This is a genomic window from Facklamia sp. P12945 (genome assembly GCF_050409485.1).
Taxonomy (GTDB): domain Bacteria; phylum Bacillota; class Bacilli; order Lactobacillales; family Aerococcaceae; genus Facklamia.
Genome location: NZ_JBNUPJ010000013.1, coordinates 20,776 through 37,226 on the forward strand (window position 1 = coordinate 20,776; position 16,451 = coordinate 37,226).

General features: G+C 35.5%; 19 protein-coding genes. All 19 read left to right on the top strand.

The window, feature by feature from the left end; all coding sequences use genetic code 11:
• The 19 genes from ACQV2X_RS05535 (at window position 1) to ACQV2X_RS05625 (ending at window position 16,340) form a co-directional block, all read left to right on the top strand.
• Entirely contained in the window at window positions 1-765 is a 765-nt protein-coding gene (locus tag ACQV2X_RS05535; protein ID WP_428894312.1) for a head maturation protease, ClpP-related, read from the top strand.
• Window positions 765-1,964: a phage major capsid protein gene (locus tag ACQV2X_RS05540; protein WP_428894313.1), complete on the top strand. Its 1,200-nt coding sequence runs from the start codon at window positions 765-767 to the stop codon at window positions 1,962-1,964. Before ACQV2X_RS05535 ends, ACQV2X_RS05540 begins: the two co-directional genes overlap by 1 nt.
• Before the next feature lie 11 nt (window positions 1,965-1,975).
• Complete coding sequence (locus tag ACQV2X_RS05545) at window positions 1,976-2,236, top strand: hypothetical protein (protein ID WP_428892759.1); 261 nt, start codon at window positions 1,976-1,978, stop codon at window positions 2,234-2,236.
• A 15-nt stretch (window positions 2,237-2,251) separates the two neighbouring features.
• Entirely contained in the window at window positions 2,252-2,530 is a 279-nt protein-coding gene (locus ACQV2X_RS05550) for a phage gp6-like head-tail connector protein (protein WP_428892758.1), read from the top strand.
• A complete protein-coding gene (locus tag ACQV2X_RS05555) occupies window positions 2,520-2,882 on the top strand; it encodes a phage head closure protein (protein ID WP_428894314.1) in 363 nt (120 codons plus the stop codon). Before ACQV2X_RS05550 ends, ACQV2X_RS05555 begins: the two co-directional genes overlap by 11 nt.
• Window positions 2,854-3,225 (top strand): hypothetical protein, encoded by a 372-nt coding sequence (locus tag ACQV2X_RS05560; protein ID WP_428894315.1) that lies wholly within the window; start codon window positions 2,854-2,856, stop codon window positions 3,223-3,225. Before ACQV2X_RS05555 ends, ACQV2X_RS05560 begins: the two co-directional genes overlap by 29 nt.
• Window positions 3,225-3,611: a hypothetical protein gene (locus tag ACQV2X_RS05565; RefSeq protein ID WP_428894316.1), complete on the top strand. Its 387-nt coding sequence runs from the start codon at window positions 3,225-3,227 to the stop codon at window positions 3,609-3,611. The genes ACQV2X_RS05560 and ACQV2X_RS05565 overlap by 1 nt, the downstream gene beginning before the upstream one ends.
• Before the next feature lie 19 nt (window positions 3,612-3,630).
• On the top strand, window positions 3,631-4,209 hold the full coding sequence (locus ACQV2X_RS05570) for a phage tail protein (protein WP_428892754.1): 579 nt from the start codon (window positions 3,631-3,633) through the stop codon (window positions 4,207-4,209).
• A 20-nt stretch (window positions 4,210-4,229) separates the two neighbouring features.
• On the top strand, window positions 4,230-4,592 hold the full coding sequence (locus ACQV2X_RS05575; protein WP_428894317.1) for a hypothetical protein: 363 nt from the start codon (window positions 4,230-4,232) through the stop codon (window positions 4,590-4,592).
• 205 nt (window positions 4,593-4,797) lie between these two features.
• Complete coding sequence (locus ACQV2X_RS05580) at window positions 4,798-7,737, top strand: phage tail tape measure protein (RefSeq protein ID WP_428894318.1); 2,940 nt, start codon at window positions 4,798-4,800, stop codon at window positions 7,735-7,737.
• Window positions 7,737-8,444 carry a phage tail protein gene (locus ACQV2X_RS05585; protein WP_428894319.1) on the top strand — a complete coding sequence of 236 codons (708 nt, stop codon included), beginning with the start codon at window positions 7,737-7,739 and terminating at the stop codon, window positions 8,442-8,444. The genes ACQV2X_RS05580 and ACQV2X_RS05585 overlap by 1 nt, the downstream gene beginning before the upstream one ends.
• Window positions 8,441-11,257 carry a phage tail spike protein gene (locus tag ACQV2X_RS05590; protein ID WP_428894320.1) on the top strand — a complete coding sequence of 939 codons (2,817 nt, stop codon included), beginning with the start codon at window positions 8,441-8,443 and terminating at the stop codon, window positions 11,255-11,257. The genes ACQV2X_RS05585 and ACQV2X_RS05590 overlap by 4 nt, the downstream gene beginning before the upstream one ends.
• A 12-nt stretch (window positions 11,258-11,269) precedes the next feature.
• Complete coding sequence (locus tag ACQV2X_RS05595; protein ID WP_428894321.1) at window positions 11,270-11,425, top strand: hypothetical protein; 156 nt, start codon at window positions 11,270-11,272, stop codon at window positions 11,423-11,425.
• The gene (locus ACQV2X_RS05600; RefSeq protein ID WP_428894322.1) at window positions 11,409-11,555 is read left to right on the top strand and encodes a hypothetical protein; all 147 of its coding nucleotides are present in this window, start codon (window positions 11,409-11,411) and stop codon (window positions 11,553-11,555) included. Before ACQV2X_RS05595 ends, ACQV2X_RS05600 begins: the two co-directional genes overlap by 17 nt.
• A 15-nt stretch (window positions 11,556-11,570) precedes the next feature.
• Window positions 11,571-13,778, top strand: a complete 2,208-nt coding sequence (locus ACQV2X_RS05605; protein ID WP_428894323.1) for a hypothetical protein — start codon at window positions 11,571-11,573, stop codon at window positions 13,776-13,778.
• Between the two features lie 16 nt (window positions 13,779-13,794).
• On the top strand, window positions 13,795-14,145 hold the full coding sequence (locus ACQV2X_RS05610) for a hypothetical protein (protein WP_428894324.1): 351 nt from the start codon (window positions 13,795-13,797) through the stop codon (window positions 14,143-14,145).
• Complete coding sequence (locus ACQV2X_RS05615; RefSeq protein WP_428894325.1) at window positions 14,145-14,348, top strand: hypothetical protein; 204 nt, start codon at window positions 14,145-14,147, stop codon at window positions 14,346-14,348. The genes ACQV2X_RS05610 and ACQV2X_RS05615 overlap by 1 nt, the downstream gene beginning before the upstream one ends.
• Window positions 14,349-14,437: 89 nt before the next feature.
• Window positions 14,438-14,890: a phage holin family protein gene (locus tag ACQV2X_RS05620; protein ID WP_428894326.1), complete on the top strand. Its 453-nt coding sequence runs from the start codon at window positions 14,438-14,440 to the stop codon at window positions 14,888-14,890.
• Window positions 14,880-16,340, top strand: a complete 1,461-nt coding sequence (locus tag ACQV2X_RS05625; protein WP_428894327.1) for a glucosaminidase domain-containing protein — start codon at window positions 14,880-14,882, stop codon at window positions 16,338-16,340. The genes ACQV2X_RS05620 and ACQV2X_RS05625 overlap by 11 nt, the downstream gene beginning before the upstream one ends.
• The last annotated feature ends 111 nt before the right edge of the window (window positions 16,341-16,451 follow it).

Consider the following 16,451-nt stretch of genomic DNA (forward strand, 5'->3'; position numbering starts at 1 on the left):
ATGCCTAAGTTAAAAAATATACCTTTTCAGTTCAAAAATGAGGTAGTAAACGATAAAACTGTGTTGACTTTATCGGGAGTGGTCGGCAAACCGTATCCGTGGGAGGATGAAACAGATACTATCAATGAGAAATTAATCGAAAATGCGTTATCTGGAGTTGATGGCGATATCCACATTCGATTGAACTCTCAAGGTGGAGATGTTTTTGAAGGCATTTCAATTTGTAACTTTTTAAAATCTTTGGATAATCACGTTACAATTGAAGTTACTGCACTGGCTGCTAGCGCTGCATCAATTATAGCTATGGGTGCAGACAAAGTGATTATGGACAAAGGGTCTAGCATGATGGTGCATGAAGCTTCTACAATCGCATGGGGCAATAAACAAGACATTCAAAAGACGTTGAACGCGTTAGAAACTATCGATAAATCATTGATTTCTATTTATCAGACTAAAACAGGTCTCGATGAACAGACAATCAATGATTTTTTAATTGCTGAAACTTGGTTTACTGCTCAAGAAGCTGTGGAAAAGGGCTTTGCAGATGAAATAGGAAACTTTGAAAGTGAAAAAGAAACGGGTAAGGATTCTGGTGATTCGATAGAAATCAATGATAATGGAATCAAAATTATTAGCAATTCAATAAATTTAGATGGCATGGTTAAACAGATAACTGCAAAAGTAAAAGAGCAGTTAAAAGAAGAACAACAAGAACCAAAACCACAAAACAACTTACTTAAAAACTTTTTAGGAGGAATTAATTAATGAAAAATTTTGAAGAAAAAACAATCGATTTTGAAGCATTAAAGAAAAATGCTTATGAAGCAATGGCGCAAGGTAACGAAGAAGAAACGAAAGAAGCATTTAGTGCTTTGTTTGATAGTATGGCTGAACAAGCGAAAGCAAGAGCTGAAAATAAATCCAGCGAATTATATTCAGCAATTCAGGATGAACAAATTTTAGTTGCTCGTGGAGTACGCAAACCAATCACTTCAAAAGAAATGAAATACTTTAATGAAGCAGTTAAAAAGCAAAAATTAGATGGATTAGAAGCTGCTTTTCCAACAACAGTTATCGAAGATGTGCTTAAAGATATTACTAAGGAGCACCCTCTGTTATCGGCAATCGATACACGTTATACCGAAGCGGTTATCAAGTATATCTATTCTGACCCAACCGAAGTAACAGCGTACTGGTCTGAAATTCCAGCTGATATAAAGCAAATTTTATTACGAACTTTCAAGAGTTTAGAAATGACCGTAGTAAAATTACATGGCTTCATTGCTTTACCTAAAGGTTATTTCCAATTAGGTCCATCTTGGTTAGCTAACTTTGTGACTACAAGTTTACGTGAAGTTATGACTGCTACTTTAGAAACTGGTGTAGTTACTGGTGATGGTAAATTAAAACCAATCGGTATGATGCGTAAATTATCTGGTTCAACAGATGGTGTTTATCCAGAAAAAACCGCGGTGTCTATCACAGAATTCACACCAGATTCATTAGGTGGGGCGCGTGCGTTGCTATCCAAAGAAAAGACTTTAAATGGTCAAGTTGCTTTAATTGCGAATCCAGAAACTATTGCTACTAAGATTGACCCTAAATTGTTCTTCCAAAACAAAAACGATGGATCATGGAAACAAGTTGGATTGCCTTATGGCGAAACAATTATTCCTTCTTATGCTGTTCCGGTTGATAAAGCGATATATGGTGTGCCTAAAAACTATTTATTAGCAGTTGCGGGACAGTTAGATATTCGTAAGTATGAAGAAACACTTGCTATTGAAGATATGGACCTTTATATCGGCAAGATGTTCACAAACGGTGTCGCTAAAAACGCCAATGCCTTTGTAGTGTTAGATTTAGCGGGTGTGACAGGTATCACTCCAGTCGAAGCTGATCCAAAAGCTGAAATTGTAAAGCAAGATTCTATTAGTCCTAAAGAAGAAACCCCTTCAGTATAGGAGTGAATTACATGTATAAAGTAATCAAGAATTTTCACGACGCAGAGGACAATGAATACTTATATAATAAAAGTGATCAATACCCTCGTAATGGATTAAAGCCAACAGAAGAACGCATTGAAAAACTAGTTAAATTAGGGTTTATCGAAGGGTCAATTGTTAAAGAATTGGAGACCAAGACAAAAAAGGAACTGATTGCTTTACTTGAGGATAAGGATATCTCGCATGATGCGAAAATGACAAAAGCTGAATTAATAGACCTTCTTGTATAAGGGGGTCTTTTAATTATGCCGAATGAAGAAATCTTACCCATCGTAAAGCGACACTTAAAGATCACGTTTTCGTACATGGACGATGAACTCCTTGAATTAATAGAAGAAGCTAAAACTGTCATAAATTCAATCTGTGGGCCTTCTGAATATAAGTATGGTTCATTAGCTATGAAGTTGCTTAAAGCTCATGTTAGGTATGCAAATAGCGCTTTGCCTAGCACTTTTGAATACGACTATCGTCACGATCTATTAAAACTTCAAATAGAAAACGGAGTGAGACGAAATGGCAAATAAAATGGAAGATTTACTTCTAGACGGTAGACTATTCTTTGGAGAAATTAAAACAGAACGTGATGCACATCGAAAAGTAACTGGAAAGAGGTTTGTCCGAACAGGCAACCTTTTTTTTAATTACGTTTCTATCAATCAACGTTTTGATGAATACCACGTCGGCCATTTATCAGAAGTATCACTGAAAGTAAAAGTTTACTTTACGAAAGATATCCATAAGTCACACAAAGTAGAAATTGAAAATGTGATGTATGAAATTTTAACAATGGATCCCGACATAGACCGGAAATATATTTATTTATTTTTAAAGAAGGTGGGTGAATTAGATGCAAATGACCACATCGAGTCGAATTAAATTAGACCACATTATAAAAGCAATGGAAGAATTAGGTCATCCCGTTTTTGCTATTGATTTAAACAAAGATGAGATTAATAACCGTGACTCTTTCTTCGTTTATAACGACAAAGGAAATATTTCACGCGTTGAAGGTGCCAACCAATACAAAATGGAATTTACCGTTATGTATATTTCGAAAGTACACGATGATATTGATGAAATTACACTTATTGATAAATTAATAAGATACGGTCTTATCTTTGTAGATTCAACTAGAGATGAAGCAAAATTCAAAGGAACAGATCAGACGGCATTGGTCATCACATTGAATTTCACTCAGATTTTTAGGTTGTGTCGATAATGGTTAAATTTAATATCGAGTTCGAAGATAATAAAGAATTGTTAGAGGCGTTTAAGCAAATCCCAAATAAAGCAGAAAAAGTAACGAACGATTTTCTAGAATCAAAAGGCGCTCCTGAAACAATGAGGGCAATTATTGGTTTAATGCCAATCAGTCGTGTAAATAAACAACACGCAAAGGAAAGTTCATCATTACAAAAGAAAATGGAAAATCTGGGATTTGAAATATTACCAAAGAAAAAATTCAATTATTTAGTTTTCCCCAATGATGGCATTGGGAACAAAAACCTAAAAGAGCAAATGTTTTTTCAATTAGGTTTAAAACAAGTAGAAGGACCATTAATTAAACAATTAACAGATGCGCTGCTTAAAGCGGCAGAATTATAAAACAGGAGGAATATAAAATATGTTAGTAACAGAACAATTTGATCATTTTGAAATTACAAATGGAATGTTTCGTAAAGCTTCAGAAGGTCTTTTATTAAAAGCTATGCCTATTGGCTGTACAGGTTCGGTTTCAATCGAACCAGAAACCAGAACAATCACTAAACGATGCGAAGGAAAAGTTGTTAAAGAAGTAACAATTATCGAAAAGCTTACAGGGACTTTTATAGGACACTTAACACTTGGTATGGCAGAAGTTGTTTTTGGCTTATCTGGCGAAGGGTTAAAAGAAGGAGTAAAAGGATACGGACGTAATTCATACGGTGGCTCAGGGTCAGCAACGTGGGACGTTTACGACATCGCACGAGAAAACCGCAAATTAATTGCACTACCTAATATGTTGTGGACAGGCGGATTGAATCGCGTCTTCACGAATGGCGAGGATGAAATCGCAGAAGTAGAAATCGGATTTTCCGCATTAATGGATAAAAACGGCTATTGTTATTATGAAATGATTGTGGATGATTCATCTGACCAAGAGACGGTTAAAAAATGGAACGAACAATTCGATGAAGATTTAGTCAAAGCACAATCAGTTTAAAATAAAGGAGGAATGACATCGTGAACATCAGAGAGATTAAAGAAATTGAGTTAAGCAACGGCGAAATTGTTCCAGTTAAAACAAAAGTTTCTTTAGGAATGATTAAAAAATATCAAGAAGATGAAATCATTCCCAAAGATTTTATCAACAAGATGCTAACAAACAATGTAGATGCCCAGAATCTAAAAATTGAAGATTTGTTAGGCGTGGCATTTATGTCCTATAAAAATGCTGGTGGAAAAATGTCATTCAAAGAATTTGAAGACGAATGTCCACTTGATATGGATATGTTGGCTATGATCTTTGTAAACATGATTATGGGAGGAAAAGCAGGACAAAAATCACAGTTTAAAGATACAATAACAAAAGCAACAAAAAAGTAAAAGGCGGTTCCAATAAAAAAACGCCACGTATTGATTATAGCGTAATAACAATCATGGAATTGATCAGTTATTACGCTTTTTTATTTGATATAAATTTGGAAACCGTTTTAACAATCCCTTTTGTCGAATTGGAAGAATTGGCATATAATAAAGCAATTTTAGAAGCGTATAAACACAGTGAATAAATACGGAAAGGAGGAAATAAATGGCTGAAAAAGAAGTAAAAGTTCGTTATAAAGTTCTAAATTCAGAATTTAACAGTGGTATCAAAGACATCAATTCAAGTTTAACTACATTGAATAAAGAATTCAGACTTCAAAAAGAAGAGATGAAATTGACCGGTTCTGAAACAGACAAACTCGAAGCGAGCTTAAATAAATTATCAAAAGAGTATGATCTTGCTAAACAAAAGACAGAGCTGACTGCTCAAGCATTCGAACAGGCTAAGCAGATGATGGGTGAGAATTCAAAAGAAGCGCAACTATGGGGCAACAAACTATTAGATGCGCAGCGTAACGAAGAACGATTAAAGAACTCTATTACCGAAACGACCCAAGCGCTCGACAAGTCTAAAAGTTCAATGAGCGAGTCTGCTCAAGAAAGCGAACGGAATAAACAAGCTATTGCAGATTTACAAGATGAACAAGCAAAATTAGCTGATGAAAGTAAGAAGTTAAACAGCGAATTAAAACTTCAACAATCGTCCATGTCTGAAACAGCAACCGATGCAGAAAAATTAGAGATGGCCGAAAAAGGTTTAGCTCAACAATCTGAACTAGTCGGAAGACAAGTGCAAAACTTAGAAAAACAACTTGAATTAGCCAAGAAAGAATATGGCGAGAACTCACGCGAAGTCATGCAATTGGAAACGGCATTGAATGAATCTAAGACAGCATTCAACCAAGTTGAGAACGAGATGCGCGATTTAAAAAATGCATCTGGTGATGCCCAAGACGGAATGGATAAGTTAAATAATACCATGAAAGCCGATTTACTCATGGAGTTTGGCGATCGTTTACAAAATGTTAGTGATAAACTTATCGAGCTCGGCAGGTCAGCGATAGAAGCGTTTAGAGAAGTAGATGCTGGTATGGATATCATCACTACTAAAACAGGTGCAACTGGCAAACCTTTAGAGGAAATGAAGCAACAAGCTAAAGAAATTGCTACTGAAATACCCGCTGACTTTGAGACGATTGGTAATGCAGTTGGAGAAGTAAACACGCAATTTGGTTTAACTGGCGATGCCTTGAAGGAAACTTCTAAAGATATTATTCGCTATTCAGAAATAAATGGGGCAGATGTTACTGATACTTCCATTATGGCCAAACAAGCGTTAGAAGCTTATGGGTTATCTGCCGATTGGTTAGGCGACGTATTAGATTCAACCACAATGGTGGCACAAGGAACTGGCCAATCAGTAGACGATTTAATGCAAAAGACGATTGAAGGTGCGCCACAAATTAAAGCTCTAGGACTTGAATTTGGTGAAGGTGTGGCTCTGATGGGGCAATTCGAACAAGCAGGGGTAGACTCCAGTCAAGCATTAAGTAGTTTGAGTAAAGCAGCTGTTGTTTATGCGAAAGATGGGAAATCACTAAAAGAAGGCCTTGAAGGCACAATAGATGCAATTATGAACGCTAAAGATGAAACAGAAGCGTTGAACATAGCTCAAGAAGTATTCGGCACTAAAGGCGCTGTGCGTATGGTTGACGCGATAAAACGTGGAACCTTTAGCATGGAAGAATTATCCAAAGCGTCGGAAGAAGCAGCAGGTAAGGTTAAATCTACTTATGAAGATACTCTTGATCCTATAAAGGAATTTGAGAAGACACAGAATGCATTAAAATTAGTGATGAGTGATATTGGAGAAGAAATCTCAAAAGTTTTGGCTCCAATATTAAAAACATTAGTAAATTTGTTAAAAAAAGTATTTGAATGGTTTTCTAATCTGCCAAATCCGATAAAAGAATTTATAGTTGTAATGGGAATAATAGTAACGGCATTAGGTATATTGGCTCCAATTATAGCTGGAATCATAGCTGCATTTACATTTTTGGGGACAACGATTACAACTGTTATCGCTCCAATTGCATTAGTGGTAGCTGCAATAGTAGGCTTAGGTTTAGCAATAAAACACTTATGGGAAACCAATGACCAATTCAGAGAAGCTGTTATAAACACTTGGAATGCTATAAAAGAGTTTTTGCAACCAATCATCCAATCTATCAGCGATTTTGTAATGGAAATATGGAGTGCATTGACAAGTTGGTGGAATGAGAACAACGAATTAATCAAACAGACAATTAATACTGTTTGGAGTTGGATTCAATCTTTCATAGTAATCATATTAGAACAAGTACTCGCTAAAGTAACATTAGTTTGGGGCTTGATTCAAGGAGTAACTCAAACGGTTTGGCCTATCATTCAAGAAACAATTAGAATAGCAATGGACTTTATATTAGGAATCATCAAAGCTGTCATGCAAGCTATCAATGGTGATTGGTCTGGCTTTTGGGAAACAATGAAACAAACAGTTTTTAATACGTTTAGCAGAATCATATCCAATACCAAACAATCTGTCGATTCTGTAAAAAACTTTATGATAAACGGATTTAATAGCGCAAAGAATAAAACTGTGGAAATATTTAACAATATCAAACAAGCAATAACAGATAAAATCAATGGAGCAAGAGATGCAGTTAGAAATGGTATTGATCGCATCAAAAGCTTCTTTAACTTCAGTTGGTCCTTACCTCAATTGAAATTGCCGCACTTTACAATTAATGGTAGATTCAGTTTAAATCCTCCAAGTGTCCCATCGTTTGGTATCAGTTGGTATAAAGACGGTGGTTTGATGACCGGTGCATTCCCGTTCGGATTTGATGGGAAGAATTTCCATGTTGGTGGAGAAGCAGGGCCAGAAGCTATCCTTCCATTGACTTCTAAAGTTTTAGGTACCATCGGAGACCAGATATTTAGAGCAAGTAAAAGTTTTCAAACAAGCAATAATTATGGTAGCAATACGATTAACGTTTATGCAGAAATAGCTAGTGATTACGACGTTGATCGAATGATTGACAAGATCGATAAAGGATTATCAGATAAGGCGAATGATTTTGGTAGAGGGAAAGGGGATGCTTAATGTTAGATATAACTATTGATAAATTCGAACAACTTAGTCATTACAATTTATGCTTGGCAGAACGCCCCGACATCCCTGGTGCCGAACGTGAAATTATTTATCACGCTAATATCGATCAATATGACGGTGCATTAACTGAGTATGGAGCTTGGAAAAACAGACAAATTGATTTATTAATTAATATTTTAGAAGAAGGTTTAAAGCCGAAGTTGAGAGAGTTTAGAGGAATGTTGTTGATGAAGCAGTCCTTCACGCTCTCTTTTTCTGATGATCCTAATTTTTATTATATCGTCAAGGGATTCGATTTAAGTAATATCAAGAACGAACATTTATTAAAGGGTGAATTCAACATACCTGTTGTTTTAGATCCGTTTGAATACTATAAATTCCCATCAACAGCTACAGGTACTAATTCCATTGAGATTAGAAACCATGGAACATACTTCGCTTTACCAATTATTAAATTAACTGGTACAGGTCAAATAATTCTTAATATTAATGGTCAAATAATGACGATCAAAGATTTAAACGGTCAAGCAGTAATCGATTGTGAAAAGTTAGAGTTTTATGACGAATTAACGCCAAATAAACGATCGTTTAAAATATTTACTCAAGAATTTCCTGTTATGAAAACTGGAGTAAATAAGATAACTGCTAGTGGGGCGGTCACTAAATTAAGCGTGGAATTTAAGGAGAGATACTTATGATTTCAGTTTTTGGGAAATATGAGACCAAATTTGAAGGTGTCGGCAATCCCGTTATGGATAACTGGCTTAGTACAGCTACTTACCACGAATCATTAAACGGTGAGAAATATATTAAGCTAGTCATTCCTCACCGCGCTAAGGAGGTTGACCGTAGTAAAATTCCATCAGAATTTGAATTGATTAAGATTGTCGATATGAATGGTGAAGAAGATTATTTCAGAGTTAGGAAGATCAATAACACCTTACGCACAACAACCTTGAAATGCGAACACATTTCCTATGATTTAATTGATAATCATATAGAAGATATTTTCATTTTTAATTCTGATGGGCAAAGCGCAATAAATAGAATTTTGGGAAATACGCAATTTCAACACTTATTTAAAGGATTCAGTAACATAGATCGAACAGCTAATATCAGAATGGTTGCTAAAAATCCGATCAATGCATTAATCGGTACAGAAGATAACACATTTGTGAACCGGTTAGGCGGAGAAATGAAACGCTTAAGATATAACATTTCAATGGATAAAACAATTGGTAAAGTATTAGATAACGCTATCAGATCGCGTAAAAATCTAACCGGATTTGATCGTGAAGTTGATGTATCAAGTGTTGTTACACGTATTAAGCCGACAATTGGTAACGGAATAAGATTGCCTGAATTATATGTTGATAGTCCTTTGATTGGTAACTACCCGAACCCAATCATCAAAGAGCGACAATATACAATCGAAATTGAAGGTCAATTTGAAGATTTATCAGAAGAAGAAAAGAATGCCATCTATGAGCAGATGCGACAGATGGCAAAGAAAGAATTCGAAGATGGCGCTGACAAGCCTAAAGCGACTTATAAAGTGACTTTTGTCGACTTAAGAAAAACGGTCGAATACAAAGACTATAAAGCATTAGAAACTGTTTCTTTAGGCGATACCTTGCAAATATTTGAATCAGATTACGGATTTAACATCACAGCAAAAGTAGTGGGTGTAGAGTATGATTTGCTTAATAAAAAATACATCAGTATAACTTTAGGCAATCATCAAGAAAGGTATACAAGCAACCAACTTAGCAACGCTACAGCGATTGCATCGCGTTTCAATGAACTTGACGGCACAATTAATTTGGCTCTTGCATCAGCTGATGGAAAAAACACTATATATAGAGGTCCTGACGAACCTACTAATCCAGACATAAACGATTTGTGGTTTAAAGAAGTTGGCTCAGAGACACATATGATGATTTATAGCATGGTAGATGGATCACCAACGTGGGTTAGAAGAGATATAACCAGTGAAGAAATAAAGGCTAAATTCGAAAGAATAGAACAAGAAAAACAAAAATTACTTAAACAAGTTTCTGATGCTGAAGTAAAAGCCCAATTAGCCATCGATCAATCTGGAGCAGGCGCAACGCTAGCTAACGAATTTGAAACAATCATCATAAAGGGCGGATATGCGAGCCTTAAGGATGCTATTGGCGATGTAAGCCTGGCAACCAAAGAAGAATTAGAGAGTAGTTTTAGATCGCTGGTCTATAATCCAGACGGTTCTTTATCAATTAATGAACAGACTGCTAAGTATATAAAAGATTCCGTAATTGATGATCAATATATTAGCAATACTATCCAAACAAGCGATTTAATTTTGCAGGAAATTAAAGAAATAGTCTCAAAAAATAGCCCTAATCTTGCGGTGGCAAGCAATTTTTACCCACCTTATAATATGAGCAAAGAAAATCTGACAATACATGTGAACGATTTTGATAAAGACACTAAAGTATACATATACATATCAGCTGAACCTGAAACAGCGCCCGATCGATTAGAAATTAATTACAATTGGATTGACTCTACGTTAAGCAGAAACACGTTAAACAAAGAGAGATCAGCGGATGGCAAGGCAATATATAAAGTTACTATCACTCCTAAAGGTAGGAATTTAAAAAGTATCACAATCAAAAAAACACCTGGTGTTTTAATCAATTTTGTGACAGTCACACAAAATGGCGCATATATGTCAGAGTGGGGGTCTAATGCTCATGACATAGCTCATGCCAGTTCTGCGGTGGCTCAAATGTCGGACAATATCAATCTTAAAGTGTCTAAGGGGGAAATAATTACTCAAATTAATTTATCCACTGAAGGTGTTTTAATTGATGGTAAAAAGTTACATGTTACGGGAGAAGCTACTTTTGACAGTGGGATAATTACCAACCGGTTATTAGCATACGATATTAATGCGGATAAAATTGTATCAGGGACCATTGACGCTAGCAGGATTCGGGTAATTAATATAGATGCTGATAATATTTCTGCTAATAAAACTAATTTTATTAAATCGACATGGAATAGAATTAGTAGTAGTGTCTACATTGATGCCGGAGGTATTTATACACGTGGATCTAACGAACAGGTGAATATCCACGATGGTAAAATAGAGTATTTTAACTCAAGTGGTGTTAGAACAGGTGGAACAAGTTCATGGTACCATAACGGATCAAATTACGGTGTTGTTAACGACATGCCGATTAATTCAGGATACGCTTGGGGCATTGGATACTCTAACGGTGATAGAATTTCGCCAAGTGCTATGAAATTAAAGGTAGAACAAGATGCCGTACTAATTCAATCGCCGGTACTTTTAGGATCGATCAAAGGCGGCAAAAATAATCTTGGCTTTAGGATTAGCAATATAATTTTAGGCGGTGGAGAGCAAGTTATCGCATGGACCAATGAGCAGACAAATGTCAGTATTGGTCTTGGTAGTAGCGGGTTGTGGAAAATCATAGGAACACAAGCCACAAAATTATAGGAGGGCAAATAAATGAACGAAGAATTAATCAATCAATTGCTTCAAAAAATTGATATATTAATTGATAAAATTGATGAATCAATCGAAGTATCTAAGCCAATTGTAGAAGAAGTTGTTGAAATAGAAGATTATATGGAGACAGGTGACCAAGATGGAACAGGTTTTTAAAGAATTATACTTAGACAAAAGCAACGAACTTGTCCAGCTGGAAATTAAATGCAAAATCTTAGAAAAAGAAATAAAAATTTTGAAAGAAGAAATTGAAGAATTAAAAACCCCAATCGAAGAAGAAAATTAGAAAGGAGCGTGCTAAATGGCTTCGATATTAAAGATAAGAGATTTAAACCGTGGTGATATCATCCGACAAGACGATAAAACCACTCTTAAATACCAGCTTTACGATCCGGATGATGATCTAAATTTAACTGGAAAATCGGCCAATATTTATATCATGCGTCCTAATATGATTGACCAAGTATATAAAACATCAACCACAGTATTAGCGAATAATATCGTTAATTTTACGATAGGTGCGTTTCCAGCCGGAAAGTATGTTATCGAAATTATTGTTGATGGTAAATTTAAATTCCCGTCATGCGATAAAGACATAGATGCTCAATTGACGGTGACAAGATCAGCAACAGTTGGTGATGTCAATGTGATTATTGCTTATGGTAAAGACCAATTAATAGCAGAAGTTGTCCCCAAAGTAGAAAAAGCATCTGCAGAAGAAGTTGCAAATATTGTTAAACCAAGCGTTATACCGACTGTCGGTTCAAATGGAACGTGGGTAGTTGATGGAAAAAGTACAGGTGTTGAGGCAAGAGGCCCGATTGGACCGAGAGGACCACAGGGACCACAAGGACCGGTTTATGACGACACTCAATTAAAACAAGATATTCAAAGAGACTATCTCACAAAACAACAGGCTCAGTTTGGATACCAACCGAAAGGTGAGTATTTAACTAAAGCAGAAACCGATAGTCACTATCAACCACTTGGGGAGTATTTAACGAATGAAACATTTATAAGTGACCGAAATTTACTAATAGACTCTGAAAAAATAACTAGAATAGGAGTTGAAAGAATTGTAAATGATCAAAAATACTATGATTACGGATATAATTGGCATTTCTCATTCCCTGTTGAGGCCATAAAAGGAGAAACTTATACATTATCGGTTCCCGTTCACAATTCAAATCAAGTTGCATTAAATGCTCGCTTTGCAGGGGTCACTGTAAACAACGATGAAAATAGTAACAAGTTTATGATAATTCTTCCAAACGAAACAAAAGTTATGAAATATACTTTTACAAGAAAAGCTACAGTTAGAAACCACGTTATAAAGATTTTAACTGAAGGAAATTCAGGGAATTATGCATTGTCTTTTGGGTTGCCAAAAATGCAGAGAGGCTCAATTGCAACCGACTGGACCCCTGCGCCAGAAGATATGGTTAGCAAGAGTGGGAAAGATTTTAAGCAAGCTCGGGTTATTCATAATTTGGCTAGGAATGGAAACTTTGACCAAGGGACTTCGCACTGGGGGAGTGAATTAGGAAACATTTCTATTGTTGACGGTAAAATAAAATTACAAAGTAATGGTCAATATGTAATTACAAGATTGATACAAAACAATACTCAATCTGTGTTAAATAATAAGATTTATATCTATCTTAATTCAAATAGAACGAATACTAGGTCAATAAATATTGAATTCTATGATTCTACAGGAAAATCAGAAAAAGATTTATTAGATAACTCTGTTATTTTAGACTTTCCTTCGACAACGGGAAAGGCAAGGTTTACGATAACTTCTAATTTTAACGTATCCTCAAGTAGTAATTTTACAGAATTCGATAATATTATAATTGTTGATTTAACCAAAGAATTCGGAGCAGGAAACGAACCCACAAAAGAAGAAATGGACACTTATATCGAAAACGGGGTTATAGACTGGTTAAATGATGAAGTTAAGATTGATTACGATGTTACCATTTGGGATAAAATACGTAAATTTGACGAATTGTCTGATTTATCAATTATTACAAAAGAAACAATAGGGGGAACAAATCTTTTTAGAAATTCTAACAGAGAAGTAACGCTTTCAAGTTTTACTATAAGTTTACCAATGAGTCAGGAATTCAAAGATAAACTATCTGGCGAAATAGTAAGCGTATCTTTTGATGCAAAAATGGATGAATTTTTAGAAGGTGATTACGTCCCTCACATTTATTACCGTACGAATTCTGGGGCACGCATCCCGTTCGTTTATGAAAAGAACGGAAAAAGATTTACCGATAAATGGCAAAGGTTTCATTTTACCATTCCTAAAGTCGATGATGTAGCTTTATATGACACTTTAACTATTCGAAAAGTAAAACCAGAAGGAAATGCCACTATTAAAAATATTAAAGTAGAGATAGGTCGAATAAGTTCAGATTGGAGCCCGTCCCCCGAAGATGTGTTCGAGGAAATCGAAAAAATAAAGCAAGCGATCCGAGGTTTAGGAGTATCAATATAATTAGGAGGAGATATTTATGTATAAAATTGTAGAGTCAATATTAGTACCGAACGGTAAGACTATCGTTCACTTAGAGTATAAAGAAGGAAGTGATTCTTCTTTCCATACTATGGAGTTGACTGGAGATTACACTAATCAAGATGAGCGAGAAGTAATTGAAATGTGTAAACAGATATTACGAGATCGCTTAAATCCTGAGAATGCAATTAAGAGACTTCAAGAAGAATTAATCGAAGCGAAACATCAAATTGACGAAGAAACTAAAAAGGCAAAAGCTGAAATGACAAAACAGGTTGAAGATGAAAAACTTGAAATGCAGATGATTATCGGAGAATTAACCGAAAGTTTAATAGGAGGTATGCAGTAATGGTCAATATGTTCGTGAATTTAATAAGACATAGCGATAGAACCGGTTGGACTATCGAAAGAGTGCCAGGACTATGGAGAGATCCCGTTCGTCAGAAATGTATTGAGTTAGGAATAATTGAAGCAGACGATGAGTCAGAACCGATTTCTGATGAAGGAGGAGAGGACAAGACGAAAGATCAAACGTCCGAACAAGTGGGATAGAACAAAAGAAATATTAATTGATAAAAGAGCTAGTTTTTTGATAACTGGCTCTTTTTGCATAGTAAAAATAATCAGAAAGAAGGAGTAAGATGGAATTACAATTCGAATTAGAGAAATTAATTGAACAATATCAAGTAATTAGTCACAATGTTTATATTATTATTTTTGCTTGGTTTGTAGTGGCAGATTTTGTAACGGGATACGCAAAAAGCTTTTTAGGTGAAGTGGCCAACTCTACAAAAGGGCTGCAAGGGCTAATTAAACACTTGCTAGTTGTGTCACTTGTTTTATCAGTCTATCCAGTCTTATCTGTACTCGGTTTTAAATCAATTGCCACTAGTTTTGTCGTCTTTTATATAGCAACTTATGGTATTTCTGTAATCGAAAATTTAGGACAAGCAGGGGTCCCTTTGCCTAATTTTGTTTCACAATATTTTGATAAATTAAACCGTGAGAATACAGAGATTGATATGAGTAAGGTAACTATGACACTTGATGACGCTTATAGAAATCCGAAAGTAAAAGGTAAAAATGATGAATAGAGAACAATTTATAGAGAAAATCGCAGGACTGGTGGATAAATATTCCAGTCCTATTTTTAATTCCGTTAGAATTGCGCAAGCGTGTTTAGAGTCTAATTACGGTCAATCTGACTTAGCTAAAAATGGCAAAAATTTATTTGGAATTAAGGCAAGTTATCCTTGGGTGGGAGAATTATACACAAAGATTACCAAAGAAGAAGTTACTGGAAAACTAATTAAAGTTCCGGGGGATTTCAGGAAGTATGCTTCGTGGGAGTTGTCTGTTAAAGATCATGCAAGCTTCTTTACATCTACAGACTATCGCAAAAACGTCGCATACAAAGATGTTTTAAGTGCCAAGACACCCGAACAGCAGGCAAGAGCTTTAACGGGTACGTATGCGACAGATTCAACTTATGGAGCAAAACTAATTAATTTAATCAATGAATATGATTTGAAGCAGTATGATAAGGAGGATAAAAAGATGCTAACTTTTCAACAATGTGCCGATATCCTAGGGCTTAAAATCAAGAAACAACTAGCCCCAGTTAAACCTAGAGTAAACTGTTTTGGACGAATGAATGATAATAAATATGGTATAACAACTCACAACACTGGCAATGTTGACCCTCGGGCTACTGCTCAAATGCACGCTAACTTACAATCAAGAGTATACGGTGCTTCGTGGCATTGGCAAGTGGACGACAAAGAAGCTATCCAATCGTTTGAAGACGATGTTTCATGTTGGCACGCCTCAGACGGCAAGGGTCCTGGAAACATGAGAACTATTGCTTTTGAGGGCTGTATCAATCGTGGAGGAAATTATAAAAAAGCGATGGACAACATGGCTAAGTTATCAGCTATCTACTGCTATTTAAAGAATTGGGATCCCTTATTGATGATTAAACAACATTATGATTATGCCCCTAATAAAAAGAACTGCCCAGCACAAATTAGAGCAGGTAAAGAAGGTATTAATTGGTCTGTTTACTTATCGATGATTGTTAACCACATTAATACCTTACGTGGTACATCTAAATACAACCCTAAAGGATTAGATACCTTTGAAGTCAAAGGCTATACAAGCCCTAAATTGCCATTTAAAGAGTTAAAAGTAGGTGACATGGTAACCATTGAAAATGGCGGCAAATGGTACGATCCACAAAAAGAGGTTGAGATGAAACCGTCTATAAGTATTACTGGGAAGCAAGCCAAGATTAAGCAAGTCAAGGACATTAAAGACGTTTCTCATTCAAAAGTAGCTTATCTACTTGAGAATTTTAATTCTTGGATTCTTGAAGAGCATATTAAAGAAGCTAAATCTGATTGGGTCAAAGTGGAAGATACTGAAGTCAATAAAGATGACCGTATCGAACCTGAAATCGATAAGAATGTTGATAAGGAGTTCTATGAAGTGAAGGACGGTCAATTCTATCTAGACGGTGTATTGTATGAAATCAAAAAAGCTTAAAGGGTTGATAGGTTTCATCATAACGGTTATAGGACTTTATGTAGCTTTCAAGACTCTAATAAATTAAATTCAAAAGATTATCAAAAGAAAAACTCCCCACTACCTTAATCG